The sequence below is a fragment of the Rhizobium sp. Leaf311 genome (assembly GCF_001423445.1).
GTDB lineage: Bacteria > Pseudomonadota > Alphaproteobacteria > Rhizobiales > Rhizobiaceae > Agrobacterium.
The window spans coordinates 55,016-81,219 of sequence record NZ_LMNZ01000008.1; the positions used below are offsets into that span (position 1 = coordinate 55,016).

A 26,204-nucleotide genomic window follows, 5' to 3' on the forward strand; every position below is an offset into this window, starting at 1 on the left:
AAAGCTCAGATTTCCTTCAAAGCCGCAAACAGGCTTTGGTGCGCGGACCCGGCTTTGTAGAAGATAGCGGGACGACCGAGAGGGGCAGCAACTGACACCTCGACGCCGCCCGAAAACTCTTCACCACTCCACACATGAACCCAGTTTTCACCGTTAGGGAGATAGAGCACACGGTTTTCCTCACCCGCTTTCCATACGGGCGCGACAAGCAGATCTGCGCCGTAGAGATAGCTGTCCTGAATGGTGTAGGTCTCGCGGTCATGCTGATAATGCAGGAAGAGTGGTCTTTGCACCGGCAGTCCCCGCGCGACGGCCTCCGCGGACAGAGTTTTGAGATAAGGCGCAAGATGGCGATAAAGCCGCGTCATGCGGGCAAAATGCGAGAGGACAACAGGGTCCTGATCCAGCTGCATGTTGTCGCGCGGGCGGTTTCCTTCGTGACTGCGCATGACCGGCGTAAATGCTGCCATCTCGGCCCAGCGCATCAACAGCTCCGGCGTGCGAACATTGCCGAAAAGGCTGGTGTATCCGCCGATATCCGAATGGTGGTAGGCATTGCCGAGCAGGCCGGACGACAGCGCTCCGCACATGACGGTTACAAGACCGTCGTGGCGTGAGAAATCAACCGACTGATCGCCACCCCACAGAAGCGGGCAATGTTTCTGAACGCCGGTGAATCCAGCGCGCATGAAGAACAATGCCTCTCCGGTCTTGCCACGCGAGGCAACCGCTTTTGCATTCACCTCTGCCCACAATGTTGGCCAGGCATTGTGCATGAGCTTGGCATCGATACCATTCGAAAGGTGCACGTCGATGGGCAGGTATTCGCCAAAATCGGCCATCCAGCCGGAGAGGCCGAAATCCAGCATGTTCTTGCCAATGATGTCTTCTGCAAACCAGTCGGCGGCCGCCTTGTTGGTAAAATCCACGACACCACAATCGAATTCACCGAAATCGACGCGAGCCGTATTGCCGTTTCCATCGGTGGCAAAATAGCCCTTGTCCTCTGCGACCTTAAAGAGCGGCCCGTCAACACAGAGATATGGATTGACGTAGCCCAGAAAGCGAATGCCGCTATCGTGCAGCTCCGCTATCTTTTCTTTCAAGCCGGGATAGCGAGTCTCATTTGCCTGCCAGTCCCAGAACAGCCTCGCGCCGAAGCTCGTTTGGCGCAATCCCACCCAGTCTTCGCACCAGAGAGCAGATACCTGAACGCCAGCCTTGAGCATGGTATCCAGCCGCGCAAAGGAGTTTTCGCCATCCTTCAGGCCGATAATGGCGCCATTATAGACCCAATCCGGCAAGGGCGGCTGGCGTCCGAAGCGCAGAGACAAGGCCTCGACCAATTCCACGAAGGTCGGAGCTGCGAAAAATTCAAGCCGTTCAGGAATGGCCCAGACTTCTATTTCGTGGAAGCCCTTCTGCCGGAAATCGAACACGGAATAGGCTGTCGTTTCGACATGCAGTGCATAGAGCGCCGAGGACACATATGTCGGCTGGGGGTAGTTTGTGTTGTAGTAGTCACCGCCAGCCTTGTCCTTGACGTTGGCCTTGAAGGTGATTTCACTTGTGGGGTCGCGACCAACGCCAGGCTCTGACGTCCACAGGGGAAAGCGGCGACCGCGCATGTCGAAATAGGACATCTGCTCGCCACCGCCCCAGACATGCTCATCCTCATCAGCCTGAATGCGGATCCAAAAACGGTTGAGGCCGGGGTCGAATGCTTCAAAACTGATGGCGTTATCGCCGATGGTAAGAGCAAGACACGCTGGCTGACCCGCAGCATCTGACAAGGAAACCCGGTTGCCGTCCAGCTCCGCGAAGGATAGCGGGCGTCGCTCGATGACGTAATCTTCGATGTCAAAGTTACCGCGATACATATCCATCCGCTCTTCGCCCCGACCGACGAAAAGGGCTGGTGCGGTCTCGCTATGGTCGAGGATCGTTCTGCCGTTGAGCGAAAGGGTGAATCCGGTCGCGGTGCGTTCGAGTTTCATTCCATTGTCTTTCAATAATTCCGAGCGGTCATGCACTGTCCGCCTCAAGGCGTCAGCCCTTGATGCCACCTGCAGTCAGCCCGGATACGACACGTTCCTGGAAAATGACGATGAGGATCGCCACGGGGACGATGCCAACCACCAGCGCTGCAGAGATGACGGGCCAAGGGAAGGCGAACTCGCCCTGATAGAGCTGGATGCCGACCGGCAGTGTTCGCAAAGTGGGATTGGAGTTGAAGGAAAGCGCCAGCAGGAACTCGTCCCACGCGTTGACGAAAGCGAGAATGCCTGCAGTAAACACGCCCGGTGCGCAAAGCGGAACAACGACCTTGAACAAGGCGCCGAGGCGGGTGCAACCATCGATCATGGCTGCATTTTCCAAATCACGCGGGATGCCCTCAAAGAAGGATACCAGCATCAGGGTGCAAACAGGCAGGCTCAGCACGGTGTAGGGCAAAACCAGTGCGGTCCAGCTGTTGAGCAGGTTGAGCGCGCGCATGATTTCAAACAGAGGCACCAGCAGTGTGACGAGCGGGAACGTGGAAACGGCAATGATCAGGGAAAGGATCAAGCCGCGATAGGCCAGATTGAGACGCGCCAGTGCATAGGCAGCCAGCACCGAAACGAGCAGGGTCAGCGCTGTCGACAGAAGTGCGACCATGAAGCTGTTGAACAGGAAGATGTGCAGTGGCTGATCCGAAAAGGCCTGCATGTAGTTTTGCAAAGTCGGCGCGTGCGGCACCCATGTGATTGGCTTCGCCGTCAATTCGGCTTCTGTTTTCAGGGATGTAAACAGAATCCACAGGGCGGGGAACATGCCGTTGATCAACAGAATGCCGGCGGCGATGAAGCGAAGAGGCATACCCGACAGAAAGGACATGCGGCCATGCGATGTGTGTGTGCTCATGGCGACTACTCCTTTGTCCGGATCATGCGCAGATAGACGGCTGTTACGCACATCGACAACACGAACATCATCACGGCAAGAGCCGAACCATAGCCGAGATCGAGGAATGAAACCGTGTTTTGGTGGATGTACATCGCGAGCGTTGCCGTGGATGTGCCTGGCCCGCCGCCGGTCATCATGTATGGAATATCAAAGGTTTGCAGCGCGGTGATCGTGCGAAAGATGAGCGCGACGACAATGGACGGCTTGAGCAACGGCAGAGTGATTTCGAAAAACTGGCGCAACCGTCCGGCACCATCCACATCCGCAGCCTCATAGAGCGAGCGGGGAATGGTTTGCAAACCCGCCAGAATGATCAACGCCATGAATGACGAGGTTTTCCAGATGATGGTGAGGCAGATTGCAGCAAAGGCCCAGTTGGGCGAATTGAACCAAATAATTCCCTCAAAGCCAAAGCGATTGAGTACATCGTTCACGACGCCATATTCGGAGTGAAAGAACCACGCAAAGATAAGACCTGCAAAGGACAGTGGCAGCGCCCAGGGAATGAGCAGGGACAGGCGGACGGGCCACTGGATCGCGAATGGCAGATTGGCCATCAGCGCAAGGCCGAGCCCCATCACCAAGGCACCCGGCACGGTGATGAGGGTGATAAGGACCGTGTTCCAGGTCGTTTCCCAGAAAACCGGATCTTCAAACATCAACTGATAATTTTCCAGCCCGACAAACTCTGCTGGCAGTCCCGATGTCAGGGACAGGCTGAAGAAGCTTGTGTAGATCAGCCTGCACACCGGGTAGACGATGATCAGGGCCAACAGGATCGCCGCTGGCGCGAGAAGCAGGACGGCCAGGGACCGGTCGCTCAGGTCAAGCCAGCGCGTCCAGTTCGGAGACGGTGCCGCAGGTCTCTCGTCTGCTTTCGATAATGTCGTTGCCATGGTTCTGTTCCGAGCATTGGATGATCTGGGGGCGACGGACCACGTCGCCCCCAGTGGCAGGGCCACATCTTGTGAAGGTTCCAGCCCACCGCCCAAACACTGCGGCAAGCACCTCAGGCATTATCCTAGCGCAGGATGCGCTTCAGGCGGGCCTCGATCTGATCGGCGCCCTGCTCCGGTGTCGAGACACCTGCCAGGACGGAGTTGACCGTGGTGCGGATGACTTCACTCACCTCATTGTAGCGTGGCGTGACAGGACGCGGCTTTGCGGTCTCGACAACCTGGAGGGCGTCGGCAAACCATGGCGCGCTTTTCAGGACATCGGCGTCCTTGTAAAGCCCGGCATAGGTTGGCAAGAGCGAACCGTTAATGGCCATGAACTTGGAAACATCCTGCGAGGAGAGATATTCCACCAGCTTCTTTGCTTCATCCTGATGCTTGGAATAGGCGGAAACACCCCACTCCCAACCGCCGAGGCAGGTGGCCTGTTCTCCACCTGTGATCGCAGGCAGACGTGCCACGCCGACCTTATCGACGACAGCCGATTCCTTGCCCTGCGCCTGTGCCCAGGCATAGGACCAGTTCACGGCGAAGATCGCATTGCCAGCCTGGAATTCCTTGCGGGTGTCGTCGGTGCCGACTTCGGCAATATTCTTCTTGGAAACACCCTCATCAACGAAGCTCTTCCACAGGCTCAGCGACTTGATCGCGGCATCACGGTCAAATGTGAGGCGGCCATTCTCCGTAAGGTTTTTGCCCTGGCTCCAGTAAGGCAACAGGAAGGTGCAGACTGCGCCTTCGATTGCCTTGCCCTGGAATGACAGACCCTGAAGATTGGCGTTGCCCTCACCTTCCGAGATTTTCTTGGCGGCAACCTTCAATTCGTCCCAGGTCTTTGGAGGCTGAATTCCGTATTTCTCAAGCAGATCCTTGCGATAATAAAGGAACTGCGAGTCTGCGAAGGCCGGAAGAGCGATGACCTTGCCATCGACGGTATTGGCGCCAGAATAAGCGGGCAGATAGGCCGACATGTCCTTGTTGGCAAAGTCGCTTGTCCAGCCAGCAGCGGCAAACTGGGCCGGGCGGATGACGTCGAGGATCAACACGTCGAGCGAGCTGTCCTTTGCCGACATAACCGTATTGAGATACTGCGCCTGCGCTTCGGAGGTGTTGCCGCCGGTTTCAATCTTGACCTTTACCTCAGGATTGGCGGCCTCATACTTGTCCAACGCCTGACGCCAGACATTTGGCTGGTGTTGGCTGGAGATATAGATGCTGAGCGTTGTCTCAGCTGCTGCCGGCATCGCAAAGGCCAGCATGGTGCCGCAAAAGAATGCACCGGTTAATTTCGTAAAGTTCATTGCTTCCTCCCGTTGTTATCTCTTGTGTGCGGTCAGCGACCTCCCAACACCAGAACGCGATGCTAGATTGCACGCTCTGTCTGCGCGTCGAACAAATGGATCTTTGTTGGATCCACCGCGATCTTCAAAGTCTCCCCTGCCAGGATGCGCGTTTCCGGCGGCATTCTGGCGGTCAGAGTTTCGCTGCCAATGGCGAAATGGATCAAGGTATCCGAGCCCAACGGCTCAACGACCTGAACGTCGCAGGTCAGCGAAACGCTGGACGTGCCGATGGCGAAATGCTCCGGCCGGATACCGACAATAACGTTCCGGCCTTCCGTCGCACCCGACTGACAGTTCTGCCGCAGCGCGGATACGGGAATGCGATCACCGTTAGAGAAAACCAGATCGTTGCCCTGTACCAAAGCCTTAGCAAAGTTCATCGCCGGAGAGCCGACGAAACCGCCAACGAAAACACTTGCAGGCTTGTTATAGACCTCATCAGGCGTGCCGACCTGTTCGATCTCGCCGCCCTTCAGGATAACGATCCGGTCCGCCAGGGTCATGGCCTCGACCTGATCGTGGGTCACGTAGATGATGGTCGTGCCGATGGCCTGATGCAGTTTTTTGATCTCGGTGCGAACCTGACCACGCAGCTTGGCGTCGAGGTTCGACAGTGGCTCATCGAACAAAAAGACCTGCGGGCGGCGAACGATTGCCCGCCCCATGGCAACACGCTGGCGCTGACCACCCGACAACTGACCGGGCCGGCGGTCCAGCAGGTGAGAAATGCCAAGCATGTTCGCCGCCTCGTCCACACGCGCCGCTGCCTCACCCGCTGCTATGCCGCGGACCTTGAGGCTGAAGCCCATGTTTTCCCTGACGGTTTTGTGCGGGTAGAGCGCATAATCCTGAAACACCATGGCAATGTCCCGTTCACGCGGGGCCAAGCGGTTGACGACGCGGTCCCCGATCTTAACCTCGCCGCCTGTAATCGTTTCAAGACCCGCGACCATGCGAAGCGTGGTCGATTTTCCGCAGCCGGACGGGCCGACGAAAACGACGAATTCGCCATCGCTTATCTCAAGGTCGATGCCTTTGACGATGCGAAGCGCGCCATAACTCTTCTCAAGCTTTGAAAGCTTAACTGATGCCATTGATAATCACCCAACCCTCGGCCACGATGCTCCGGGCTCCTCTGACAAAGAGCATACGTTAGGAACGAATGAAAACAATAGTGTATCAATTTAATTTATTCCGTTTGAAATTTAATTCCAAGCGTTGTTTAAAAAAGGAATTTTCCGTTTTTTTTAAATTCTTCCATGTGGCAACTTGATTTCGGTCAAGATCAAAACCGCCCTGAGGCCTACCGCAGACGGTTGACGTAACGCGCTACGCTTTGATCATACCACGTGTGCGAAATCTCCGCCGTAGCCCCATCATGAGAGTAGCTGATGCGCAGCACGTGGGGCACGGCGTCTCCGCATCTCGGCCCAAATGCATCTGGCGACCAATCCGGCACGTGGCCCAGGTCGATGTGGTCTTCGGCCTTCGCGATCCATAATCCCAGCCGCGTACGATAATAGAGATACAGGGATTCCGAAAGTTCCTCCGCAGCGACCTGCTCAATATAGGAACTGTCTAGCCAGATTTCCTCGATTGCAGCAGCCTTGCCGCCGATGCGTCGAAGACGTCTGATGCGATGCCCCTCCTCAGATGAACCGAAGGACGGGATGTCATGCGGCTTGGTCTGACGGCTGACACTGAGGACATCCGCTGTTGGAAATCCGCCGCCAGTGATGAGTTCCAGCCGGAACATGGAATAGACGCTCTTGGGATCAGTAATCGCACAGATGTAGTTGCCAGAACCCTGAATGCGTTTCAGCAGGCCGCGATTGTGAAGTTCCGCCAATGTCTTTCGCAACGTTCCAACTGCTATTCCAAGCGTTGAGGCCATCTCGCGCTCAGGCGGGAGCTTCTCGCCATCGATTAGCCGACCGGCGGTGATGTCTCTGACAAGCGTCTCGGCGATCTGGAGATACACCGGCAGACTTCCCTTGGAGCTTCTCATTTTCAACGGTTTTTGACCTTCGTCAGAAAAAATTGATACATTATTGATTTACAAAATACCCGATGTTACTAAATTGGCAACCGTCCTGTGAGGAGGATTTCATGACGATTGTGCCAGTAACGTCCGCGGACCTTGACGCCAGCGAGGTCTCGTGGTTCTCAGCGCTTTGTTCCGACGACTACGCCTATCTCGGCGTTCCCGACGGCGCGTTGCGCTCCAGCTGGGAGCATTGCTCTTCCATCGTCCGAAAGTCTGAAGATCTCGGTTTCCGCAATATTTTGTGCCCCTCTTCCTACCAGGTGGGACAGGACACGCTGAGCTTTGTGGCCGGTTGCGCACCCATTACCGAGAAGATCAACTTCCTTGCGGCAATCCGCTGCGGCGAGATGCAGCCGATCATGCTGGCGCGGACGGTGGCGACGCTCGATCACATGTTGAAGGGTCGTCTTACGCTCAACGTCATCAGCTCTGACTTCCCCGGTGAAGTTGCCGACAGCGCCTATCGCTACAGACGCAGCCATGAAGTGGTGGAAATCCTGCGGCAGGCGTGGACACGCGACACGATCGACCATGATGGGGAGATCTATCAGTTCAAGGGTGTTTCGACAGAGCCGGCCCGCCCCTATCAGCAGAATGGGGGACCGCTTCTCTATTTCGGAGGATATTCGCCGGACGCTCTGGAACTCTGCGGCGCGCAGTGCGATGTCTATCTGATGTGGCCGGAAACCAAGGAACAGCTTGCAGAGCGTATGCGTGCGGTGCATGCACGCGCCGAAGCGCACGGACGAACACTCGATTACGGTCTGCGCGTGCATATGATCGTCCGCGATACGGAGGCGGAGGCGAAAGAATATGCAGAGCACCTTGTATCGAAGCTCGACGACGAATACGGCCAACTTATCCGCAACCGCGCCCACGACAGCATTTCCTTAGGCGTCGCCCATCAGGCAAAAGCCCGTGAACTCGCGGATAAATTTGGCTACATTGAACCGCATCTATGGACTGGCGTCGGACGAGCCCGTTCCGGATGTGGTGCAGCACTGGTCGGATCCACGGATCAGGTCCTGAGCGCATTGGAAGATTATCGTAAAATGGGAATTCGAGCCTTCATCTTCTCTGGCTATCCCCATCTCGAAGAGGCAGAGCATTTTGGTCGCAAAGTCTTGCCGCAAATGAAGACGTGTTCGCTACCCCACGCCCATGGGCGTGTACCGGCGCAGACGCCTTCAACACCCCTTGGAAACGGAGAGCGCCACTGATGGACCGCATCGAACTCACCCCTGACCTCTCATTCAGCCGCATCGTTTATGGCATGTGGCGCATCGGGGACGACAAGGACACCTCTCAGGGCCATGTACAAGCCAAGATCGAAGCTTGCCTGGAACAGGGCATAACAACGCTGGATCAGGCAGACATCTACGGCGGCTATACGGCTGAAGCGATCTTGGGACAAAGCTTCAAGGCGACGCCGTCGCTGCGAGACAAGGTCGAGATCGTGACCAAATGCGGCATCGTCGCGCCGGTCGGTCGCCACTCGTCTGCCCGCGTGAAGCATTATGATACATCGGCAGAACACATCAACGCGTCTGTCGAAGCGTCCTTGCGCGATATGGCTACAGACCGCATCGACCTTCTTCTCATTCACCGGCCCGACCCGATGATGGACCCGGATGAGACAGGTGCAGCACTTGATGAACTGGTGGCGTCCGGCAAGGTCCGAAGCGTCGGCGTATCCAATTTCCGCCCCTGGGACTTTTCCCTGTTGCAGACCCATATGGAAAACGAGCTGGTGACAAACCAGATCGAGCTCAGCCTCAGCGAGATTTCGCCGTTTACCAATGGTGATCTGGCTTATCTTCAGGAAAGAAATCTCCCCGTCATGGCCTGGTCTCCTCTGGGTGGCGGATCGCTGATGACGGCTGGCGGTCCGCTGGCTGATGCAATGGCGAAGATTGCGGGTGATCAAGGCGTGGACAATGCCGCAGTCGCGATCGCCTGGTTGCTGCGCCATCCGGCGCGGATACTGCCCGTGCTCGGCACGAACAACCTTGAGCGCATCAAGGCTATTTCTCAGGCCGAAAAAGTGGTCATGGACCGCCAGACGTGGTTTGAGCTCTACACACTCGCAGCAGGCCGTGAGGTGCCGTGATGACATCACCGATCAACGTGGAGGACCACGGCGAGCATAGGTTTGTTCCGGACGCCGCGAATACGCGCAGCTTCCGTACCGCGCTTGGAACATTTCCGACCGGCATAACGGTTGTGACCGCGCAAAGCCCGGCTGGACCGATCGGCATGACCGTAAACAGCTTTTCGTCCGTTTCGCTAGATCCGCCGTTGATCCTGTGGTCGCCGGCAAAGACGTCATCCCGGCATGATCTCTTTGCCAACGCAACTCATTTTGCCATTCACGTTCTTGCCGCAGAGCAGGGCGATCTCAGCAGCCGTTTTACCCGCGGCGGCCTCGGCTTCAACGAGTTCTCCTGGGATGACAACCCGGAAGGTGTTCCAATCATAGCGGGAACGCTCAGCCGTTTCGAATGCGAGCGTGCCTCGGTCTATGATGGCGGTGACCACTCGATTTTGCTGGGCCGTGTGCTGCGCGCGGCACACCGGGAAGGTGAACCCCTTTGCTTTGCACGGGGCGCGATGGGTCGGTTCGCTCTCGTTTCCTGACGATCGCCCCCTGAAGGCGCGGGGTTTCGTGGACCTTTATTAGCCGCTGTAACTTCGCCTGCCTTACGGCTGGAGCGCCGATATGACCACGAAGTAGCTGACGGTTACGAGCAGCAACAGCGAAATCGATGAAGCAACAATCACCCGGCCACCGGCACTGGCAACGGTGCGAATATCGACCGACAGTCCAAGACCAGCCATGGCAATGACGGTAAGCGCGCTTGAGATTGTCAGCAGGATGGTCACGATTTCAAGCGGGATCAGGCCCAACGATCGCAGCACCACCACCGCCATGAAGCCGATGATAAACCACGGGACAAGGTTGCGATGGGAGGTTGCGCGGCCTTCACGCCGGGCGGCCTTTCCCTGAAGGATGCCAAGCGTGAAGATGACGGGACCAAGCATAAGGACACGCAGCAATTTCATGACCGTTCCCGTCTGGACGGCGAGGAGACCAGCAGGCGTCGCCGCCGCCAGAACCTGCGGAACGGCGTAGACAGTCAACCCTGTTAGAGCCCCGTATTGGAGAGCGCCCATTCCCGCATAGACATAAAGGAGCGGCAGAAGCAGGACCGAGGCAACGCCGAGAACAGCGGTGAAAGCGAGAGCGGACGCCACCTCATCGGAATTGGCTTCAATAACCGGAGCGACTGCGACAATTGCAGAGTTGCCGCAAATGGAATTCCCGCAGGCGATCAGCATCGACAGGCGCGGAGACAGACCGAGCAGGCGGGCAACCGCGAAGCTTACATAGATGGACATGGTAACGATGGCAGCAACGGCAATGATGAGCGTCAGCCCGGCACTGCGGATTGTGGCAAAACTGATGGAGGCGCCGAGAAGGACAATGGCGATCTCGAGCAATGTCTTGGAACTGAAGCTTATGCCCGGTTGCCATGATTTCTGCTGTGAGAAGATGGTCCTGATCGCAATTCCGATGATGATCGCAAACACCAAGGCCTCAAGAAACCCAGCGCCCAACAACGCGTGCTGAATGCGGGCGAGAACATAGGCTGCACCGGCGACAAGGACGCACATGACCAAGCCGGGGACGATCTGACGGAGTTGCGAGGACTGCATGATGAACTGACTCGATTGATACCAGTCGCAGTTTTTTCATCTAATTTAATTTACTTCCATCGAATATAATTCTACGTTTCATTCGGAAAAACAGAACGATTTCCTATGACCTTCGAACAACTCTCAATCTTTGTTGCCGTAGCCGAGCGCGAGCACCTGACGAAGGCGGCGGCCGCTATTCATCTGACGCCATCGGCCGTCAGTTCAGCCATCCGCAATCTCGAACAGCATTATGGCGTCGAGCTTTTCCATCGCATCGGACGTCGCATCGAGCTGACGGCAGCGGGACGCATCTTTCTTGATGAAGCACGGATGCTGCTCGCACGGTCTCGTTCCGTGGAACTGATCCTGAGCGAGTTGGGCGGGATGCAACGCGGCTCGCTGAATGTTTTTGCCAGCCAGACGATCGCAAGCTATTGGCTGCCGCCACGTCTCATGGCCTTTCACAATGACTTTCCCGGCATAGAGCTGGAACTGACAATAGGAAACACGCGCACCGTTGCAGACGCTGTCATTAGTGGCGAGGCCGATATCGGCTTTGTCGAGGGTGAGCTGGATGAGCCGGCGCTTGCGGGCTCTATTGTCGCCAAGGACGAACTTGTGGTCGTTGTTGGTCCTTCTCACCCATGGGCAGGCAAAAAGGCGCTTTGCGCGGAGGACCTGAAAGATGGTCGCTGGGTGATGCGCGAAGTGGGATCGGGAACGCGGTCTGCCTTTGAAGAAACATTGATCGATCTCGGCATCAAGGCCGGTTCCCTCAATACCGTGCTGGTCCTCCCGTCCAACGAGTCTATTCTCTGCGCCTTGCTTTCGGGCACGGGAGCAGCCGCGGTGTCGCGGCTTGCAGCACAGCTCTATATTGAGAGCGGCAGATTATGCGAAGTCGATTTTCGCGCCCCTGCCCGCGAATTCCGGATTTTGCGACACAAGGAGCGTCACGCGAGCAAAGCCGCGCTGACGCTCTTCGATATCTGTCATCGCAAGGACGGCTAAAGGCCTACTATGCCTCCACGGTCTCGCGCACTTCATCCAGAAGGAAGTGGACGATCACGAATTTCGTTTCGTGTACTCGCCCACTGGGCAGCTTAACCTGCTCGATACCACCATCAGCCGGATGCCAGGCCTGGTAGTGAGGATTGCTGGTGATCAGTGTGACGGCAGAGCCCGCACGGTCACCTTGAAGCCTGTAACGCATTTCCGCGAGCGGCCAGATTTTCTCGTAATTCTCCTGGGAAATGCGAACCTTCAAGGCTTTGCGCGTGATCTTGGGATGATGGCTTTCCGCTCCCGACAGGGTGAGCGTCACCTCTTCTGCACCGTTTAGAAAGTCTCTGAACTCGTCAGGCCAATTCCGTCTCATGAAACGCTCCTCCCAAAGCTTGTTTCCAGCACCGGGGCAGTTTCGCAGCCGAGCGTCTCAAGTCAACAGAAATTCTGAAAAGCGTGAGCGTTCCGTACGAAACGGCGAGCTTCCCAACGTGCTGGGCCGCACGACAGCAGATTCGAAACGGAACGGAACTGCACGGGATTGGTTGTTCCATGGCGTGTAAACGCTCGACAAGAATTCTATCTCTTCACATGGGAGACTAAAATGGACATTCCACAGAACACGGTAATCGCAGTCGCGGACGGCGAAAAGCTCAGCCTCTTCAAGAATGAAGGTGACGCGCAAAATGTGAAGCTGACAGCCATGCCCGCAGCGACGGTGGATGACAGCAAGATACCATCCGGCTCCCGTCACTCTTCCAGTGCCGCCAACCCGGATGACAGCCAGCAGGACGAAGACGGCTTTTCCGCAGGTGTCGCGCAAATGCTGAACAACCAGGTTCTGAACGGCAAGATCAAAAGCCTTGTCGTCATCGCAGCACCCCGCACTCTGGGTGAGATGCGCAAGAGCTACCACAAATCCCTATCGGATGTGTTGGTAGGCGAACTCGACAAGGACCTGACCGGGCATAGCGTGCAGGACATCGAAAAAGCGCTCGCCGCTGCCTGATATTTCGGATGTGAGCGGGCCGGAGTGTTCCGGCCCCTCAAGGCTCTCGTTACAAGGTTCAGGAAATCTGGGCCGCCGACAGAATGTCCTGCCACGCGCGATAGGAAGCAATCACGGTTTCCATTTGTGCGGTGTGGCCATCGATGAAATCGTCGCCATAGATGGTTTCGTCAGGATATTCCGTAATCAACGTCATCGGAACGGTGTGTCTGTCGTCGATGGATGAGAGGCACGGAAATCCGTTGATGACGCGGAAGCCAGTTTCGCCGGCGTGAATTTCGTAAAGCGCAATCTGGCTGTCATTATATTCCAGAAGCCCCGGAATTGCTCCCAGATGTCGGGTGACGTTGTCCAGCAGGGTCTCGGCTTGCTCCGTCCATCCGGCATGGTGGCGCATGACGAGGAAGAAGCCTTTCGGGAGTGTCCACATGGCGAAGTTGCGCGGAACATAGCCGGAAAGTGGCCTCGTCCACTCATGCGAGGGGTAGCCATGCAAGTTAACGTGCAGCTTGGCGTCACTCAATTCCTGCGCCTTGAACCGTATTTCCTTCTCGTTGAGATATTTGCCCGAGTTCTCTTCCGTGCGGTATTCCAGATCGTCGCCCAGCGCCGTGTATCTTGCCGCGTGGTGCATATGCAGTGGGTTATCAACCCGCAGCCGCTGGTGAACGGAATAGCCATCGGGATTTTCGAGCGGAGATATCGTGAAATGTGCTCCAGGGGTTTCCCGCAGCGCGCGCGCAGCACGAAGAGCCCCCACGATGCCGGTCGTCTCATTCGGATGCTGACCGCCGCTGATCATGACAGCAGCATCGCTCCCTTTGAGGTAGCGGGCCTTGACCTGTCTTCCTGAGCGGGCGGGCGCGAAAAACGCTTCGCCACCGATATCGGCCAGCAGCGCGTCTATCTGTCCGGCGGAAAGCGGTTCCTTTGCGGTATCGAGCGATTGGTCTGCGCAATCCAGAAAACCCGTACCGAGCGGTCTGTTCTCGATGACAACCGAGATTTCCGCTTCGCTTTCAATGATTTCAGGGACGATCTGCCCGGGTTTCAAACCACGATCGCCAAGCGGACGACCTGATTTCTTCTGGAAGAACTCAAGCAGCGAGAAATACAGATCCTCGTGCAGCGCTTCGCGCAGGCTTATCACCTCATGACCAAAGCCAAGCGGCTCATCCCGTGTTGGCAGGAGAACACGAATGTTCAACTCATCGAAATAGGGCTCATTCTGTCCCCAATCATAGGCCGCGATGGCGTTGATCGCGCTTTCGAACAGACGCTTATAGTCTGTCTCCAGCCGAGCCCCGGTGTCATCGTCGCCACGCCGCATCCATCCGGTTGGTGACACATTGGTTTCTCCGACGGCATCCACATGGACGCGATTGGGTGCAAGAACCTTCAGCCTCTCGACAACCTCACCCCTTGTCAGAGCGACATCGTAAAAGAATTCGCCATCCGGGCGCGGATGAAACGCAATTTTGGCGTCACCCACCAAGGCCGCCAAGGGATACGCCTCAAGCCGGAAACGGTTTTCCGGTGCTGCCGGATGGACCGGATATCCGATCTGAATGCTCGTGACGCCAGTCAGATCGATATCTTCGAGAAAGGCGTGCAGCAGCGGCTTGTAGGCGCTTCGGATGCGCGCAGTCAGACCTTTTTCGGTCAGGCGCCGCTCGGCATCGCGGCGGCTTGGAGCGTCATCGAAGGTCCACGCTTCAATACACTGACCTGCCTCGGCCCCGTTGATAATCTGCTCAAGCGTCCGCTCGAAGCCTTGTCGAAATATCTCTGTCATCGCCTATTACCTCGCGGTTCTGCCGGTGGGGTCAAGGCTATCGCGCAACCAGTCACCCAGAAGATTGAGACCCAGCACGGTCAGAAGGATTGCAAGGCCGGGAAATACGCTCACCCACCAGGCAATCTGAAGATATGTCCTGCCATCAGCCAGCATACCGCCCCAGCTGGGAATGGTGGGGTCGACCCCCATGCCGAGGAAGGTCAGGCTGCTTTCCAGAAGAATGTTGTTGGCGACGTTCAGCGTCATCAGAACAATGACCGGACCCACCAGATTGGGCAGGAGATGCTGAAAGATGATGCGCCAGTCCTTCACGCCGATTGCGCGGGCCGACAGGATGAATTCGCGCTCGCGCAGCGTCAGCACAGAGCCGCGCACCAGACGCGCATATTGCACCCATTGGGAAACGATCAGCAGTATGATGGTGTTGGTGAGGCTGCCGCCGACGATGGCAATGAAGGTGATGGCTAGGAGAATGAATGGCATTGCCAGCTGAATATCGGCAAAGCGCATGACGACCATGTCCCAGAAGCCGCGGTAATAACCGGCAATAAGGCCCATGAGAACGCCAAAGACGACGGCGCCGATGACCGATGTAAAGCCAACCAGCAGCGAAATCTTGCCGCCTGCGACCACGCGCGCCAGCACATCGCGCCCCAGCGGATCCGTGCCGAAAGGATGGGCAGCACTTGCGAAGGGCTTCGCCAACCGTGCCATCAGATCGATCTTGTCCGCGCCACCTGGGAAAAGCACATCCGACAAAAGCACGGCCGCGCAAATCACAACTGTCAGGGTTGCGCCAAGAATGAACTCAAGGCTGTAAAAACGCGAAAGGCGGGAAGTGTTTGCAGCCATGTCAGTTACTCCGTGCGGATACGGGGATCGACCAGCCCGTAAGCAATATCGACAAGAAGATTGATGCCGACGATCATCAGCGACAGCACGGTAATGACCGCCTGCAGCACCGGATAATCGCGCGCGCCAACCGCATCGAATGCGAGTGAACCCATACCGGGCCAGTTGAAGACCCGCTCGATCACCACGATACCGCCCAGAAGCCCGCCGAACTGAAGGCCGAAATAGGTGATGAGCGGAATGGCGCAGTTGCGCAGCGCGTGCTTGTAAAGAACCTTGCTCTCACTCAAACCTTTCGCGCGGGCGACCATGATATATTGCGACTGCAGCGTATCGAGCATTGCCGTTCTAACGAGCCGGACATTGGTGGCTGTGAGAATAACGCCCATGGTCACGGCGGGCATGACATAGCTTGCCGCACCACCCATGCCGCTTGGCGGCAGCCATCCCAGCGTGATGGAAAAGAGCAGAACCAGCATAAGTGCCAGCCAGAAATTCGGAAAGGAAAGGCCGAGCAGCGAGAAAATGCGAATGGCCTGATCGAGGCCCTTGCCCTTCGAGGTCGCGGCCTTGATGCCGAGCGGGATGGAAAGCGCTATCGACACGACCATCGATATGAGGGCCAGCAAAAGAGTTGCAGGCAAGGCGTCGCCAATCAGGCGGGATACGGGCGTGCCACCGACGAAGCTTTTTCCGAAATCGAGCGTCACAAGCCCTTTCAGAAAATTCAGATACTGAACAAAGAAGGGCTGATCCGTTCCCAGCGCCACCCGAATACGCGCCAGATCCTCCTCCGTCATGCTGCCACCACCCTGAAACATCGTAACGGCGGGATCACCCGTCAGACGGATGGCAAATGAGACGAGCAGGGTGATTGCGATGACGACAAAAAATGCCTGCAGCAATCGCTTGATGAGGAAACCAACCACGTTCTTTTCCTTGCAAAGATGATTTTTGACGCCGCTTGCCGTGAAGCGGCGTCAAACAAAGACTACTCGACGGTAACGTCGGTCAGCTTGAGACGGTTGTCGGGTGCTGCGACAAAGCCCTTGACCTTCTTGCTAACACCATAGATCGCGTTGGTGTTGTAGAGCGGCAGTTCAAGCGCCTTCTCGGCCGTGTATTTGCCGATTTCCTTCAGGATGCGCTCACGCTCGGCCCGGTCTGTCAGAGGCCGCTGTGATTCCAGCAGCTTGTCCAGCGCCTCATCCTTTTCGTAAGGGTTCCACTTTTCGCCGGAGTGGTACATGGAATAGGCGGTGTTGTCGTAATCGAACGTCCAGCCGCCCCATTTCTGCTGGAACATCGCGCCGGTCTTGCCCTGAGGGATGATGTCGTTCAACAGAACATTGGTCTCATACGGCTTGATGGTTGCGGTGATGCCGACCATCTGCAGATAGCTGGCGATGACCTGCGTGACTTCGTTCATCGTCGCGTCATTGCCGCGAATATCGATCTGCACAGTCGAGCCCGGCTTTACGCCAGCTTCAGCAAGAAGCTTCTTTGCGCCTTCAGGATCATAAGGCAGCGACTTCAGTTCCGGGTCGAAGCCGAATGAAAGCTCGCCCTGGAAGCTTGCAATCTCCGAACCCTGACCTGCGAGGATGGACTTGACGATGGTGGCGCGATCCACCGCCATAATGATGGCCTTGCGAACCTTCGGGTCCTTGGTGATGCCGTCGCGCGTGTTGAAGCGCAGCGCATCCACCGTCGGGCCGGGAACGCTGACGATTTCCAGATTGGAATCGCCCTGAATGACCGGCAACATGCCAATCGGGATGGTTGGCGGTATCACGAGATCGACGCGGCCAGCCTGGAGCTCGGCAACGGCTGTTGCAGGCTCGGAGATGAAGCGATAGTCGAGCTCGGAAAGCTTTGGCGCACCGCCCCAGTAATCCGGGTTGGCCTCGAGCTTGATATTCACCTTCGGCGCATAGGACACGAATTTGAAGGCGCCGGTGCCGACGGGATTGGTGTTGAAGTTGTCCTCACCCTTTTCCGTGATGTATTTCGGCGGCACGATCATCGCGCCGTAACCGGCAAGCTTCGTCAGCAGAACAGGATCTGGAGCTTTCAGCTTCATATCCACTGTGTTTTCGTCGATGATCTCCACGCTCTCGATGGCCGTATAGTTGGAACGCTGCGGGCCTTTTGCACCCTGCTCGCCCAGAAGACGGTCGAACGTGAACTTGACGGCTTCAGCGTTGAAGGGCTCGCCATTGTGGAACTTGACGTTCTGGCGAAGCTTGAAGCGGATGCGCTTGCCTTCGTCCAGTTCTTCCCACGATTCAGCCAAACCGGGCACCAGCTTCAAATCCGGGCCGCGATAGGTCAGGCCATCAAACATATTGGTGGCGACAGCGGCCCATTGCACCAGAAATGTATCGATAGGGTCCCAGCTACCGGGATCCTGCGGGCTGGAAATCGTCAATTTTCCTGCAGCAGAGGCTGGCGCGACGGAGAGCGCCACGCCCGATAGCGCGAGCGCCACAATTGCTGTCATTCCCCTGTTTTTTATTGTCATCATGGATCTGTTCCTCTCAGAGTGATGCGGATTATCAGGCCGTTCTTGCGACGAAGTGGCCTGGTTCTATTTCCTCGTGGACGAGAATTGCTGGCTCGTCGCCGACGCGACGGACCGGGTTGGGGATTTCACCCTCTATCATTGCCGTTTGCCTGATAGCGCCGGGATCTGCGACTGGGACGGCCGACAAAAGGCGGCGGGTATAATCATGCATGGGCGTCTCGAAGACCTGTCTTCGGCTGCCCAGCTCCATGATCTGGCCAAGATAAAGAACCGCAACGCGGTGGCTTATCTTCTCGACGACAGCCATATCGTGGCTGATGAAAAGATAGGCGAGCCCGCGCTCCGCCTGCAGGTCCATGAACAGGTTGATGATCTGCGCCTGGATCGACACGTCGAGTGCCGACAGCGCTTCGTCTGCGATGATGAGTTTCGGATCGGATGCCAAGGCGCGCGCGATGCAGACGCGCTGCCGCTGGCCGCCCGAGAACTCATGCGGGTAACGGTTGGCGACCGACGCACTCAGCCCAACCCGCTCAAGCAACTCATCCACCCGACGCTGGACAGCCCTGGAGCCGGACAGCAGTCCATGGGTGTTGATAGGCTCGGCAATGGAAAAGCCGATCGTCTTGCGTGGATCGAGCGAGGCGAAGGGATCCTGAAAGATATACTGCACTTCCTGGCGCATCCGGAACCGCTCAGCTGCGGACATGGATGAGTAGGTGCGCCCGGCAAAGGAAATTTCGCCACCCATCGACGTTTGAAGCTGCTGGATTGTCCGTCCTATCGTGGACTTGCCTGAACCGGACTCACCCACCAGCGCCAGCGTTTCGCCCGGATGGATATCGAAGCTGACATTCTGGACGGCGCTGAGGCGATGCGTTGCCTTGCCGAACAGATTTTTACGCACGTCGAACCGGACAAGCAGATCCTTCACCGACAGGATCGGCTTTTCGTCATATTTCACCGTATCCTGGACCCGCTCCTCGCCGATGATCTTTGGCTTCCCGTCTTCAAGGACAGTGAGCGGTGTGCGCTTGGGATGATTTTCTCCCGTCATGCTGCCCAGGCGCGGTACTGCTGCAAGAAGCATACGGGTGTAGGGATGCTGCGGATTGGCAAAAATCTGGCCGACAGGGCCTTCCTCGACCTTCTTGCCTTCCCACATGACAACGACGTCGTCGGCCATTTCCGCGACGACACCCATGTCATGGGTAATGAAAACCATGCCCATACCGAGATCTTTCTGCAGATCGCGCATGATGTTGAGGATCTGTGCCTGGATCGTGACATCCAGAGCCGTCGTCGGCTCATCGGCAATCAGCAGCTTTGGACGGCAGGCCAGCGCCATGGCAATCATGACGCGCTGGCGCATCCCGCCGGATAATTGGTGAGGATAACGATCGAGAAGTGCCGCGGCATCCGGCAGGCGTACCATTTGCAGCAGTCTGCGCGCTTCTTCTCTTGCCGCAGCCTTGCTGAGCTTTTCGTGAAGAACCAGCACCTCGCAAATCTGATCGCCTATGGTGAAGACCGGATTGAGGGAGGTCATCGGCTCCTGAAAAATCATGGCGATGTCCTTGCCACGAATGGAGCGCATCTCCTTTTGCGAGACGGTGAGAAGATCCCTTCCGGCAAAGACGATACGTCCGGCGGGAAATTTCGCTCCCATCATGTCCGCCAGGCGCATGGTGGAAAGCGACGTGATGGATTTTCCAGAACCGGACTCGCCAACGATGGCCACGGTCTTTCCGGGTGAAACCGAAAAGGACAGATCATCGACAACACGACTGGAGCCGAACTCGACGCTCAGTCCCTCTATGGAAAGGAGCGGCTTAAGTTGATCCATTGCGTCTGTCATGTCTGTCTCTCCGGCATTGGCATGGTCCGCTCATGTCTCGCAGCGCATATCGGGAAGCAATCCGGGACAAATCCTGTCCACTGCATTGCCCATCGCGGCCATAAAACAGGAGCTGACGTTGCTAATGTAGACGCTAGCAAAGTAGGACAATCATGTCTATACTGTTGAACAATAATCCACCATTGCCTAACAAATATGCATTTGAGTTCTATTTGAGCCATTCGGTCTGACATCAAGTCGCGTGAGAAAATGGGGACAGGGCGGACCTCCGAAACCTTTCCGTGGTTTTGAAGACACGGTCACTTCTGTCTTTGGTCTTCACAGTTGCGATAGATGCCGACAAGACGCTTGCATAATCGCTCCAATCGACACAATTAACGCCCCTGTTCCGGCGCAGACATTCTTGCCGGGAATGTGCAAGAGGTTCATACAGACGGTCATGACTGCTGATTCGAAAATTTTTGTCGGCCTGAAGCCCACGCGCAAGAAAAACGCGGTTTCAAAGGCTGAACCCGTAGGCCCAAAATGCCATTGGGACGGCTGCGACAAAGCTGGCACGCACCGTGCGCCCGTGGGTCCGAAGGCGGAAGGCCTTTATCTGTTGTTCTGTCTCGAGCATGTGAGAGAGTACAACAAGGGCTATAGCTTCACGACGGCACCTTCCAGCCCAGAGGTTGCGCGCTACCAGAAGGAAGCCGCAATCGGCAGCCGCAAGACGATCGGCAAACGGATCGATCAGGAAACGAAGCCACCGCTGCCTTCGACAATGCGGTCCGGTTCGGCAAAAGCAATCAATGCCCGCAAGACCGCAGCACAACGCGAAGCGCAGAAGGCAGAGATGCAGAAGCGCAAGCTGAAGGTTCTCGAAGCCAAGGCCTTCGAAACGCTCGGCCTTTCACACGATGCTACGCCCGAGGAAATCAGGGCTCAATACAAGCTTCGGCTCAAGATGCACCATCCCGACGTCAATCAGGGCAATCGAAACTCTGAGGATGAGTTGCGCGCGGCGATTGAGGCATACAAAATCCTCAAGCTGAACGAATTCTGCTGATCTCCGGAGCTTTCCGGCGCGGGAAGACAGTTGAAGGCCTCACATCGAAGATGTGGGGTAGGACAGATGCGCGATTGGTGATATCGGGTCCTCAAAAGAGTGAGAAGGAATAGTGACCGTGAGCGAACTGACCGTTGCCGAAGCAACCGACAAAATCTATGAATCGCTTCAGGCAGACAATGCCGAAATCGACAAACACATAGCGACCCTGAAGGCTGCCATGGCGCGCGACGGCGTGAAAGAAGCGGTTTTCGATTCGACCAGGCTGCCACAGAACAACCGCTCGGGTCGCAAGATGATGCAGGCCTATTTTCGCCAGCGCGGCGTGACCGTCAAATTTGCCGAATAGCACCACCGCTTTGGGCGTGATCGCACCATGTTCGGTCACGCCACGCTTTGCGTTCCAGGTCTGACTGAAATTCAGACAGGAACAAGCGCCTGGTAGCGGTTTACTTGCATCTCCCCTTTCGAAAATAACCAGTCCCGATACGGAAATGCTCCGGCCTTCCCTCAAAAGGTCGGACTGTCGGCTTGTGGCTGCCTCAGGTAGCAAGGCATGAATCGTGGGGCCCTTTGGGACAATTGCGTGACCTGCGCCGAAGAACATGCGCCTGCTGTCTCCGCTGGAGCGCCTTGCGGTTTTGTCGCCCACCGCATCACCTCATGTTTCACCCAACCTATCGCAAACTGTCTACCGGCAAAGCGCACAATTAAGGTCCACCACACCGGCGAAATACGGCTTTCAGGTTTGTTTATTTATTAAATTAATTATTGACGAGACATTTCGTTTTTGATTTCTATGCCCACGTCAGGTCTTGGAGACCCTGACTGGAGGAGATCACCGATGAATTTCAATTCGCAATTTCTGCCGACGTCTCGCCGCCGCTTTCTTCAGGGTACGGGCGTTGCCATTGCATCCGCGGCTTTATCAACGCCTGCTCTTGCCCAGGCCAAGCAGCTTACAATCATTTCAAATCGCGGCAACGCCGAGCAACGCAAAGTGCTCGAGACTATCGCCAAGGCATTTGGCGATGCGTCCGGCGTCACGGTGACCGTCAACAATATGGATCATGAGGCGCACAAAACCGCCATTCGCAATTATCTCGTGGCTAGTCCGCCGGATATTTGCTTCTGGTTCTCCGGTAGCCGTATGCGCAGCTTTGTCGACAAGGGGCTGTTTGAAGACATTTCAGATCTGGTCCAGCGGGAAAAATATGCCGATGTTCTCGGTACGACACTCAGCTCCGTAACCGTCGATGGAAAGCAGTATGGCCTCCCCACGGGCGGAATTCTATGGGGTCTCTTCTACCGTCAGGATACCTTCGACCAGTTCGGACTGAGCGTTCCCAAGACATTCGATGACTTCTTCACGCTAGCCGAACAGTCCAAGAAGGCTGGCCTCATTCCGATGAGCATGGGTACCAAGGATCAATGGCCTTGCGGTGGATGGTTCGACCACATGAACCTGCGCATCAATGGTCTTCAGCACCACATGGATCTCATGGCAGGAAAGGTGAAGTACACCGATCCATCGCTCACCGAAGTGTTCGACAAGTGGGAACAGCTGATCAAGGCCGATTTCTTCACGCCGAACGGCACATCGTTTGCCTGGGATCCGGCTGCGGCCTCGCTGGTCCAGAAGAAGGCCGCGATGATGGATCTCGGCAATTTCATCAAATATGCCTTCCCGCCGGAAGACCTCAAACATGTGCGCTTTGCGCCCTTCCCGACCATCAAGGCGGGCGTCGAACAATTCGAGGATTTCTCGGTGGATTCGATCCACATGCCATCCGGCTCGAAGAACAAGGAACTGGCGCGAGAATTCCTCGCCTTCTTCTACAAGCCGGAAAATCTGAGCGCTTACCTGTCTCCGGAAGGCAATGTGCCCGCTCGCAGCGATTGCACCATCAACGACGATCCGATCCTGAAAATGGCCGTCGAGGAAATGAAGAAGGTCAAGGGTACGGCGCAATATTACGACCGTGACAGCGACCCTGACCTTGCACTGGCGGGCCTCAAGGGCTTCCAGGAATTCATGTTCAAGCCGGATCGCCGCGAGCAAATCCTCACGCAGATCGAGCGCACGCGTCAGCGCATCCACGGCTAAGCTCTGCCTGCACACCAAATGGGAGGCGTTGTTGCCTCCCCTCCTCATCGACAGGATGGTCTCATGTCTATCTGGTGGCGCCGCCATCGCAACTGGCTGACGCCTGCGCTTCTTCTCGCGCCGGGTCTTATCCTTTTTCTGGTCGTCATCATCGCATCATCGATCGAGACGTTCTGGATTTCCTTTCACGAATGGGATGGCATGGGCGCCAAAACATGGGTCGGCCTGGCGAACTATGCCGAGCTGATCGATGATCCGCAGTTTTATATCTCCCTGAAAAACAATGCGATCTGGCTCGTGATGTTCCTGCTGGCGCCACCCATGGGGCTGGCGATTGCGCTTCTGGTCAACCAGAAGATCGCCGGAATGCGGATCGTCAAATCGCTCTTCTTCATGCCACTGGTGCTGGCGGCGGTCACGGTGGGCGTCATCTTCGGCTGGTTCTACGACCCCACTTTCGGCTTGCTGGCCATCATCTATCAGGCTTTTGGTGCCACGGCACCGGCGCTGCTGTCGGACGAAAACCTCGTGACCTTCGCCGTCGTCATCGCAGCACTTTGGCCCCAGGTGGCCTTCTGCATGGTGCTGTTCCTGGCTGGTCTCAACAATCTCGACGAGGAGATGATCGGGGCTGGCCGTGTCGATGGCGCGCGGGGCTGGCCAATGTTGCGACACATCGTCCTGCCGCAGCTGACGCAGGTGGCTTTTATCGCCGTCGCCATTACCGTGGTCGGCGCACTACGCTCCTTCGATGCGATTTCGGTCATGACTGCCGGTGGTCCATTCGGCTCGTCCACCGTGCTTGCCTACCAGATGTACGAACAGTCGATCTTCTCCTACCGCTTCGGCTATGGCGCGGCGATTGCGACCGTTCTGTTCCTCATCATGTCCATCTTCATCGCCTGGTATCTGCGCGGCCTCGTCAAGGCCGAGAAGGGAGCGTGATCTGATGTATCCACGTCCTATCCCCGAAAACAAAACCGCGGCCCGCATTGCCTATATGACGATGGTAAGCGTCATTCTTGCGCTGTGGCTTCTACCACTCTTTGCCGTCATCATGACGTCCTTCCGGTCATTCGATGATGTGATGGCAGGCAATTACTGGGGCTGGCCGACCAAGTTCAGCCTGACAGACAATTATGTGGCCGTGTTCCAGCAGACCAAGATGCTGCGCTACTTCGCCAACAGCATGATTATCACCATTCCCTCGGTGATCATGGTCCTGATCTTCTCGACGCTGACCGGATACGTGCTGTCACGCTACCGTTTCCGCGGCTCGATGGTGCTCTTCACGCTGTTCGTCGGCGGCAACTTTCTACCGCAACAGGTGATGATGATCCCGATCCGGGATCTAATGGTGTGGGCCGGGCTTTACGACACCTATTGGGCCCTGATGATATTCCACATCGCCTTCCAGACCGGCTTTGCGACACTCTTCATGCGCAACTTCATCGCTGCCCTTCCCGATGAGCTGTTTCAGGCGGCCCGTGCAGAAGGTGCGTCGCCCTGGCAAACGCTGGTCCACATCGTCGTGCCCTTAGTGCGGCCTGCACTGGCGGCACTCGCCATCCTGACCTTCACCTTCATCTGGAATGATTATTTCTGGGCGCTGGTGCTGACGCAAAGCGACGCGATCAAGCCCGTGACCGCTGGCCTCTCCAACCTCAAGGGCGAATGGGTCTCTGCCTGGAACATCGTGTCGGCGGCAACCATCTTCGTCGCCGTGCCCCCTGTCGTGATGTTCTTCCTGATGCAGAAGCACTTCGTTTCCGGCCTGACCATGGGAGCCGTCAAAGGATGACCGCTTCCGCCAGCCGCACAACCCAACTCTCACCGATCAGCAAGGATACGACTGACATGAGCAGCGTCGAAATCCTCAACGTCCAGAAGCATTACACCAGCTTCCACGCCTTGAAGAACATCAATCTGACGATCGAAAAGGGCGAGTTCATCGTCATGGTCGGCCCGTCGGGCTGTGGCAAATCTACCCTGCTGAAGACCATTGCCGGTCTGGAGACGATCTCCTCCGGTAAACTGATGATCAATGGCCGGGATGTGACGAAGGAAGAGCCGGGCGACCGTGGCATCGCCATGGTGTTCCAGTCCTATGCCCTCTACCCGCACATGACCGTTGCCGAAAACATGGGCTTTGGGCTGCGCATGGCTAAGCGCCCGAAGGCCGAAATCGATGCTGCAGTCAAACGTGCCGCCGCCATCCTGCGCATTGACGAACAGCTGGACAAGCTGCCGAAACAACTGTCCGGCGGCCAGCGCCAGCGCGTGGCCATCGGTCGGGCGATAACCCGCTCACCCGACGTGTTCCTGTTTGATGAACCATTGTCCAATCTCGATGCAGCGCTTCGCACCCAGATGCGTGTCGAGCTTTCGACCCTGCACGCCGAACTTGGCTCAACGATGATCTACGTGACGCACGATCAGGTTGAAGCCATGACCATGGCGAGCCGCATCGTCGTTCTCAACAAGGGCGAGATCGAGCAGGTCGGCTCTCCGCTGGAGCTTTATGCCAACCCGAAGAACCACTTCGTCGCGGGCTTCCTCGGCGCGCCGCGCATGAACTTCTTTGAAGGCAAGGTCATCAGAACAGAACAAGGCACTGCTGTCGTCTCCTTTGCTGGACTTGAAGACCTCCGCGTTCCGCTGACTGCCGACGCCTCGGTGAAGACGGGCGACACGGTAACGCTGGGTGTCCGGCCAGAGCGTCTGCAAACACAGGATGTCGACCCCTCGCTGATGACGTTCGACGCGAAGGTCCGCCTCGTCGAGCATCTGGGTCGGGAAACCATTGTCCATGCGGATGCCTCGCCGCTGATGGCTGTCGGCTCCGACACGGGGACGCACAATGTCACGATCCAGCTTGGAAAGGTTGTGCCCTTCGATGTCGGCTCATCCATCCGTGTCGGCTTCGCCCTTGATGACTGCTACCTGTTTGGCCCCGATGGCAAAACGCTCACACCTCCCAAGCCTGTGACCCAAAAGTAAACTGGA

Annotated in this window: 24 protein-coding genes; 11 read left to right on the top strand and 13 right to left on the bottom strand. The window is 56.7% G+C overall.

Annotated features, from left to right (window positions below):
• Positions 1-5 precede the first annotated feature (5 nt).
• The 6 genes from ASF69_RS12220 to ASF69_RS12245 form a co-directional block, all read right to left on the bottom strand.
• Positions 6-1,997: an alpha-glucosidase gene (locus tag ASF69_RS12220; protein ID WP_062587847.1), complete on the bottom strand. Its 1,992-nt coding sequence runs from the start codon at positions 1,995-1,997 to the stop codon at positions 6-8.
• 52 nt (positions 1,998-2,049) lie between these two features.
• Positions 2,050-2,904 carry a carbohydrate ABC transporter permease gene (locus ASF69_RS12225; protein WP_062587849.1) on the bottom strand — a complete coding sequence of 285 codons (855 nt, stop codon included), beginning with the start codon at positions 2,902-2,904 and terminating at the stop codon, positions 2,050-2,052.
• 5 nt (positions 2,905-2,909) lie between these two features.
• Positions 2,910-3,842 carry a sugar ABC transporter permease gene (locus ASF69_RS12230; RefSeq protein WP_062587851.1) on the bottom strand — a complete coding sequence of 311 codons (933 nt, stop codon included), beginning with the start codon at positions 3,840-3,842 and terminating at the stop codon, positions 2,910-2,912.
• Positions 3,843-3,967: 125 nt separating this feature from the next.
• A complete protein-coding gene (locus ASF69_RS12235) occupies positions 3,968-5,203 on the bottom strand; it encodes an ABC transporter substrate-binding protein (RefSeq protein ID WP_062587852.1) in 1,236 nt (411 codons plus the stop codon).
• Between the two features lie 62 nt (positions 5,204-5,265).
• A complete protein-coding gene (ugpC, locus tag ASF69_RS12240; RefSeq protein ID WP_062587854.1) occupies positions 5,266-6,339 on the bottom strand; it encodes a sn-glycerol-3-phosphate ABC transporter ATP-binding protein UgpC in 1,074 nt (357 codons plus the stop codon).
• Positions 6,340-6,548: 209 nt separating this feature from the next.
• Positions 6,549-7,253: a GntR family transcriptional regulator gene (locus ASF69_RS12245; protein ID WP_062587856.1), complete on the bottom strand. Its 705-nt coding sequence runs from the start codon at positions 7,251-7,253 to the stop codon at positions 6,549-6,551.
• Positions 7,254-7,354: 101 nt separating this feature from the next.
• Here ASF69_RS12245 and ASF69_RS12250 point away from each other — a divergent pair, with 101 nt between their 5' ends.
• Genes ASF69_RS12250 through ASF69_RS12260 form a run of 3 tightly spaced genes read left to right on the top strand, consistent with a single transcriptional unit; the run spans position 7,355 to position 9,929 of the window.
• Positions 7,355-8,512, top strand: coding sequence for an LLM class flavin-dependent oxidoreductase (locus tag ASF69_RS12250; protein ID WP_062587857.1), 1,158 nt, complete (start codon positions 7,355-7,357; stop codon positions 8,510-8,512).
• Entirely contained in the window at positions 8,512-9,402 is an 891-nt protein-coding gene (locus ASF69_RS12255; RefSeq protein ID WP_062587859.1) for an aldo/keto reductase, read from the top strand. The genes ASF69_RS12250 and ASF69_RS12255 overlap by 1 nt, the downstream gene beginning before the upstream one ends.
• Complete coding sequence (locus tag ASF69_RS12260; RefSeq protein ID WP_062587861.1) at positions 9,402-9,929, top strand: flavin reductase family protein; 528 nt, start codon at positions 9,402-9,404, stop codon at positions 9,927-9,929. Before ASF69_RS12255 ends, ASF69_RS12260 begins: the two co-directional genes overlap by 1 nt.
• Before the next feature lie 63 nt (positions 9,930-9,992).
• On the opposite strand, the gene ASF69_RS12265 is transcribed toward ASF69_RS12260, so the two are convergent.
• Positions 9,993-11,009 carry a putative sulfate exporter family transporter gene (locus ASF69_RS12265; protein WP_062587863.1) on the bottom strand — a complete coding sequence of 339 codons (1,017 nt, stop codon included), beginning with the start codon at positions 11,007-11,009 and terminating at the stop codon, positions 9,993-9,995.
• Positions 11,010-11,114: 105 nt separating this feature from the next.
• On the opposite strand from ASF69_RS12265, the gene ASF69_RS12270 reads away from it, so the two are divergent.
• On the top strand, positions 11,115-12,002 hold the full coding sequence (locus tag ASF69_RS12270) for a LysR family transcriptional regulator (RefSeq protein ID WP_062587865.1): 888 nt from the start codon (positions 11,115-11,117) through the stop codon (positions 12,000-12,002).
• A gap of 7 nt (positions 12,003-12,009) precedes the next feature.
• On the opposite strand, the gene ASF69_RS12275 is transcribed toward ASF69_RS12270, so the two are convergent.
• The gene (locus ASF69_RS12275; RefSeq protein WP_062587867.1) at positions 12,010-12,369 is read right to left on the bottom strand and encodes a hypothetical protein; all 360 of its coding nucleotides are present in this window, start codon (positions 12,367-12,369) and stop codon (positions 12,010-12,012) included.
• 231 nt (positions 12,370-12,600) lie between these two features.
• Between ASF69_RS12275 and ASF69_RS12280 the strand changes: the two genes are divergently transcribed.
• On the top strand, positions 12,601-13,005 hold the full coding sequence (locus ASF69_RS12280; protein WP_062587869.1) for a host attachment protein: 405 nt from the start codon (positions 12,601-12,603) through the stop codon (positions 13,003-13,005).
• A 58-nt stretch (positions 13,006-13,063) separates the two neighbouring features.
• Here ASF69_RS12280 and ASF69_RS12285 read toward each other — a convergent pair whose 3' ends face one another.
• From ASF69_RS12285 to ASF69_RS12305, 5 genes are all read right to left on the bottom strand, one after another.
• The gene (locus tag ASF69_RS12285) at positions 13,064-14,800 is read right to left on the bottom strand and encodes a M14 family metallopeptidase (protein WP_062587871.1); all 1,737 of its coding nucleotides are present in this window, start codon (positions 14,798-14,800) and stop codon (positions 13,064-13,066) included.
• A 6-nt stretch (positions 14,801-14,806) separates the two neighbouring features.
• The gene (locus tag ASF69_RS12290; RefSeq protein ID WP_062587872.1) at positions 14,807-15,655 is read right to left on the bottom strand and encodes an ABC transporter permease; all 849 of its coding nucleotides are present in this window, start codon (positions 15,653-15,655) and stop codon (positions 14,807-14,809) included.
• Between the two features lie 5 nt (positions 15,656-15,660).
• Positions 15,661-16,584, bottom strand: coding sequence for an ABC transporter permease (locus ASF69_RS12295; protein WP_062587874.1), 924 nt, complete (start codon positions 16,582-16,584; stop codon positions 15,661-15,663).
• Positions 16,585-16,646: 62 nt separating this feature from the next.
• A complete protein-coding gene (locus tag ASF69_RS12300) occupies positions 16,647-18,179 on the bottom strand; it encodes an ABC transporter substrate-binding protein (RefSeq protein WP_062588390.1) in 1,533 nt (510 codons plus the stop codon).
• Between the two features lie 34 nt (positions 18,180-18,213).
• The gene (locus tag ASF69_RS12305) at positions 18,214-20,040 is read right to left on the bottom strand and encodes an ABC transporter ATP-binding protein (protein WP_062587876.1); all 1,827 of its coding nucleotides are present in this window, start codon (positions 20,038-20,040) and stop codon (positions 18,214-18,216) included.
• Between the two features lie 439 nt (positions 20,041-20,479).
• Here ASF69_RS12305 and ASF69_RS12310 point away from each other — a divergent pair, with 439 nt between their 5' ends.
• From ASF69_RS12310 to ASF69_RS12335, 6 genes are all read left to right on the top strand, one after another.
• Positions 20,480-21,091, top strand: a complete 612-nt coding sequence (locus ASF69_RS12310) for a J domain-containing protein (RefSeq protein ID WP_062587878.1) — start codon at positions 20,480-20,482, stop codon at positions 21,089-21,091.
• A 118-nt stretch (positions 21,092-21,209) separates the two neighbouring features.
• The gene (locus ASF69_RS12315; RefSeq protein ID WP_062588392.1) at positions 21,210-21,440 is read left to right on the top strand and encodes a hypothetical protein; all 231 of its coding nucleotides are present in this window, start codon (positions 21,210-21,212) and stop codon (positions 21,438-21,440) included.
• 495 nt (positions 21,441-21,935) lie between these two features.
• Positions 21,936-23,198 (top strand): ABC transporter substrate-binding protein, encoded by a 1,263-nt coding sequence (locus ASF69_RS12320; RefSeq protein ID WP_062587880.1) that lies wholly within the window; start codon positions 21,936-21,938, stop codon positions 23,196-23,198.
• A 63-nt stretch (positions 23,199-23,261) separates the two neighbouring features.
• A complete protein-coding gene (locus ASF69_RS12325; protein ID WP_062587882.1) occupies positions 23,262-24,143 on the top strand; it encodes a sugar ABC transporter permease in 882 nt (293 codons plus the stop codon).
• 4 nt (positions 24,144-24,147) lie between these two features.
• Positions 24,148-24,999, top strand: a complete 852-nt coding sequence (locus ASF69_RS12330) for a carbohydrate ABC transporter permease (RefSeq protein ID WP_062587884.1) — start codon at positions 24,148-24,150, stop codon at positions 24,997-24,999.
• Positions 25,000-25,055: 56 nt separating this feature from the next.
• Positions 25,056-26,198 (top strand): ABC transporter ATP-binding protein, encoded by a 1,143-nt coding sequence (locus ASF69_RS12335; protein ID WP_062588395.1) that lies wholly within the window; start codon positions 25,056-25,058, stop codon positions 26,196-26,198.
• Positions 26,199-26,204: the final 6 nt, after the last annotated feature.

Coding starts and splice junctions, on each gene's coding strand:
- ASF69_RS12250 (WP_062587857.1), top strand. CDS start 7,355: ATGACGATTGTGCCAGTAACGTCCGCGGACCTTGACGCCAGCGAGGTC.
- ASF69_RS12275 (WP_062587867.1), bottom strand. CDS start 12,369: ATGAGACGGAATTGGCCTGACGAGTTCAGAGACTTTCTAAACGGTGCA.
- ASF69_RS12220 (WP_062587847.1), bottom strand. CDS start 1,997: ATGAAACTCGAACGCACCGCGACCGGATTCACCCTTTCGCTCAACGGC.
- ASF69_RS12335 (WP_062588395.1), top strand. CDS start 25,056: ATGAGCAGCGTCGAAATCCTCAACGTCCAGAAGCATTACACCAGCTTC.
- ASF69_RS12230 (WP_062587851.1), bottom strand. CDS start 3,842: ATGGCAACGACATTATCGAAAGCAGACGAGAGACCTGCGGCACCGTCT.
- ASF69_RS12280 (WP_062587869.1), top strand. CDS start 12,601: ATGGACATTCCACAGAACACGGTAATCGCAGTCGCGGACGGCGAAAAG.
- ASF69_RS12320 (WP_062587880.1), top strand. CDS start 21,936: ATGAATTTCAATTCGCAATTTCTGCCGACGTCTCGCCGCCGCTTTCTT.
- ASF69_RS12290 (WP_062587872.1), bottom strand. CDS start 15,655: ATGGCTGCAAACACTTCCCGCCTTTCGCGTTTTTACAGCCTTGAGTTC.
- ASF69_RS12260 (WP_062587861.1), top strand. CDS start 9,402: ATGACATCACCGATCAACGTGGAGGACCACGGCGAGCATAGGTTTGTT.
- ASF69_RS12300 (WP_062588390.1), bottom strand. CDS start 18,179: ATGACAATAAAAAACAGGGGAATGACAGCAATTGTGGCGCTCGCGCTA.
- ASF69_RS12310 (WP_062587878.1), top strand. CDS start 20,480: ATGACTGCTGATTCGAAAATTTTTGTCGGCCTGAAGCCCACGCGCAAG.
- ASF69_RS12225 (WP_062587849.1), bottom strand. CDS start 2,904: ATGAGCACACACACATCGCATGGCCGCATGTCCTTTCTGTCGGGTATG.
- ASF69_RS12270 (WP_062587865.1), top strand. CDS start 11,115: ATGACCTTCGAACAACTCTCAATCTTTGTTGCCGTAGCCGAGCGCGAG.
- ugpC (WP_062587854.1), bottom strand. CDS start 6,339: ATGGCATCAGTTAAGCTTTCAAAGCTTGAGAAGAGTTATGGCGCGCTT.
- ASF69_RS12245 (WP_062587856.1), bottom strand. CDS start 7,253: ATGAGAAGCTCCAAGGGAAGTCTGCCGGTGTATCTCCAGATCGCCGAG.
- ASF69_RS12265 (WP_062587863.1), bottom strand. CDS start 11,009: ATGCAGTCCTCGCAACTCCGTCAGATCGTCCCCGGCTTGGTCATGTGC.
- ASF69_RS12255 (WP_062587859.1), top strand. CDS start 8,512: ATGGACCGCATCGAACTCACCCCTGACCTCTCATTCAGCCGCATCGTT.
- ASF69_RS12305 (WP_062587876.1), bottom strand. CDS start 20,040: ATGACAGACGCAATGGATCAACTTAAGCCGCTCCTTTCCATAGAGGGA.
- ASF69_RS12285 (WP_062587871.1), bottom strand. CDS start 14,800: ATGACAGAGATATTTCGACAAGGCTTCGAGCGGACGCTTGAGCAGATT.
- ASF69_RS12325 (WP_062587882.1), top strand. CDS start 23,262: ATGTCTATCTGGTGGCGCCGCCATCGCAACTGGCTGACGCCTGCGCTT.
- ASF69_RS12330 (WP_062587884.1), top strand. CDS start 24,148: ATGTATCCACGTCCTATCCCCGAAAACAAAACCGCGGCCCGCATTGCC.
- ASF69_RS12235 (WP_062587852.1), bottom strand. CDS start 5,203: ATGAACTTTACGAAATTAACCGGTGCATTCTTTTGCGGCACCATGCTG.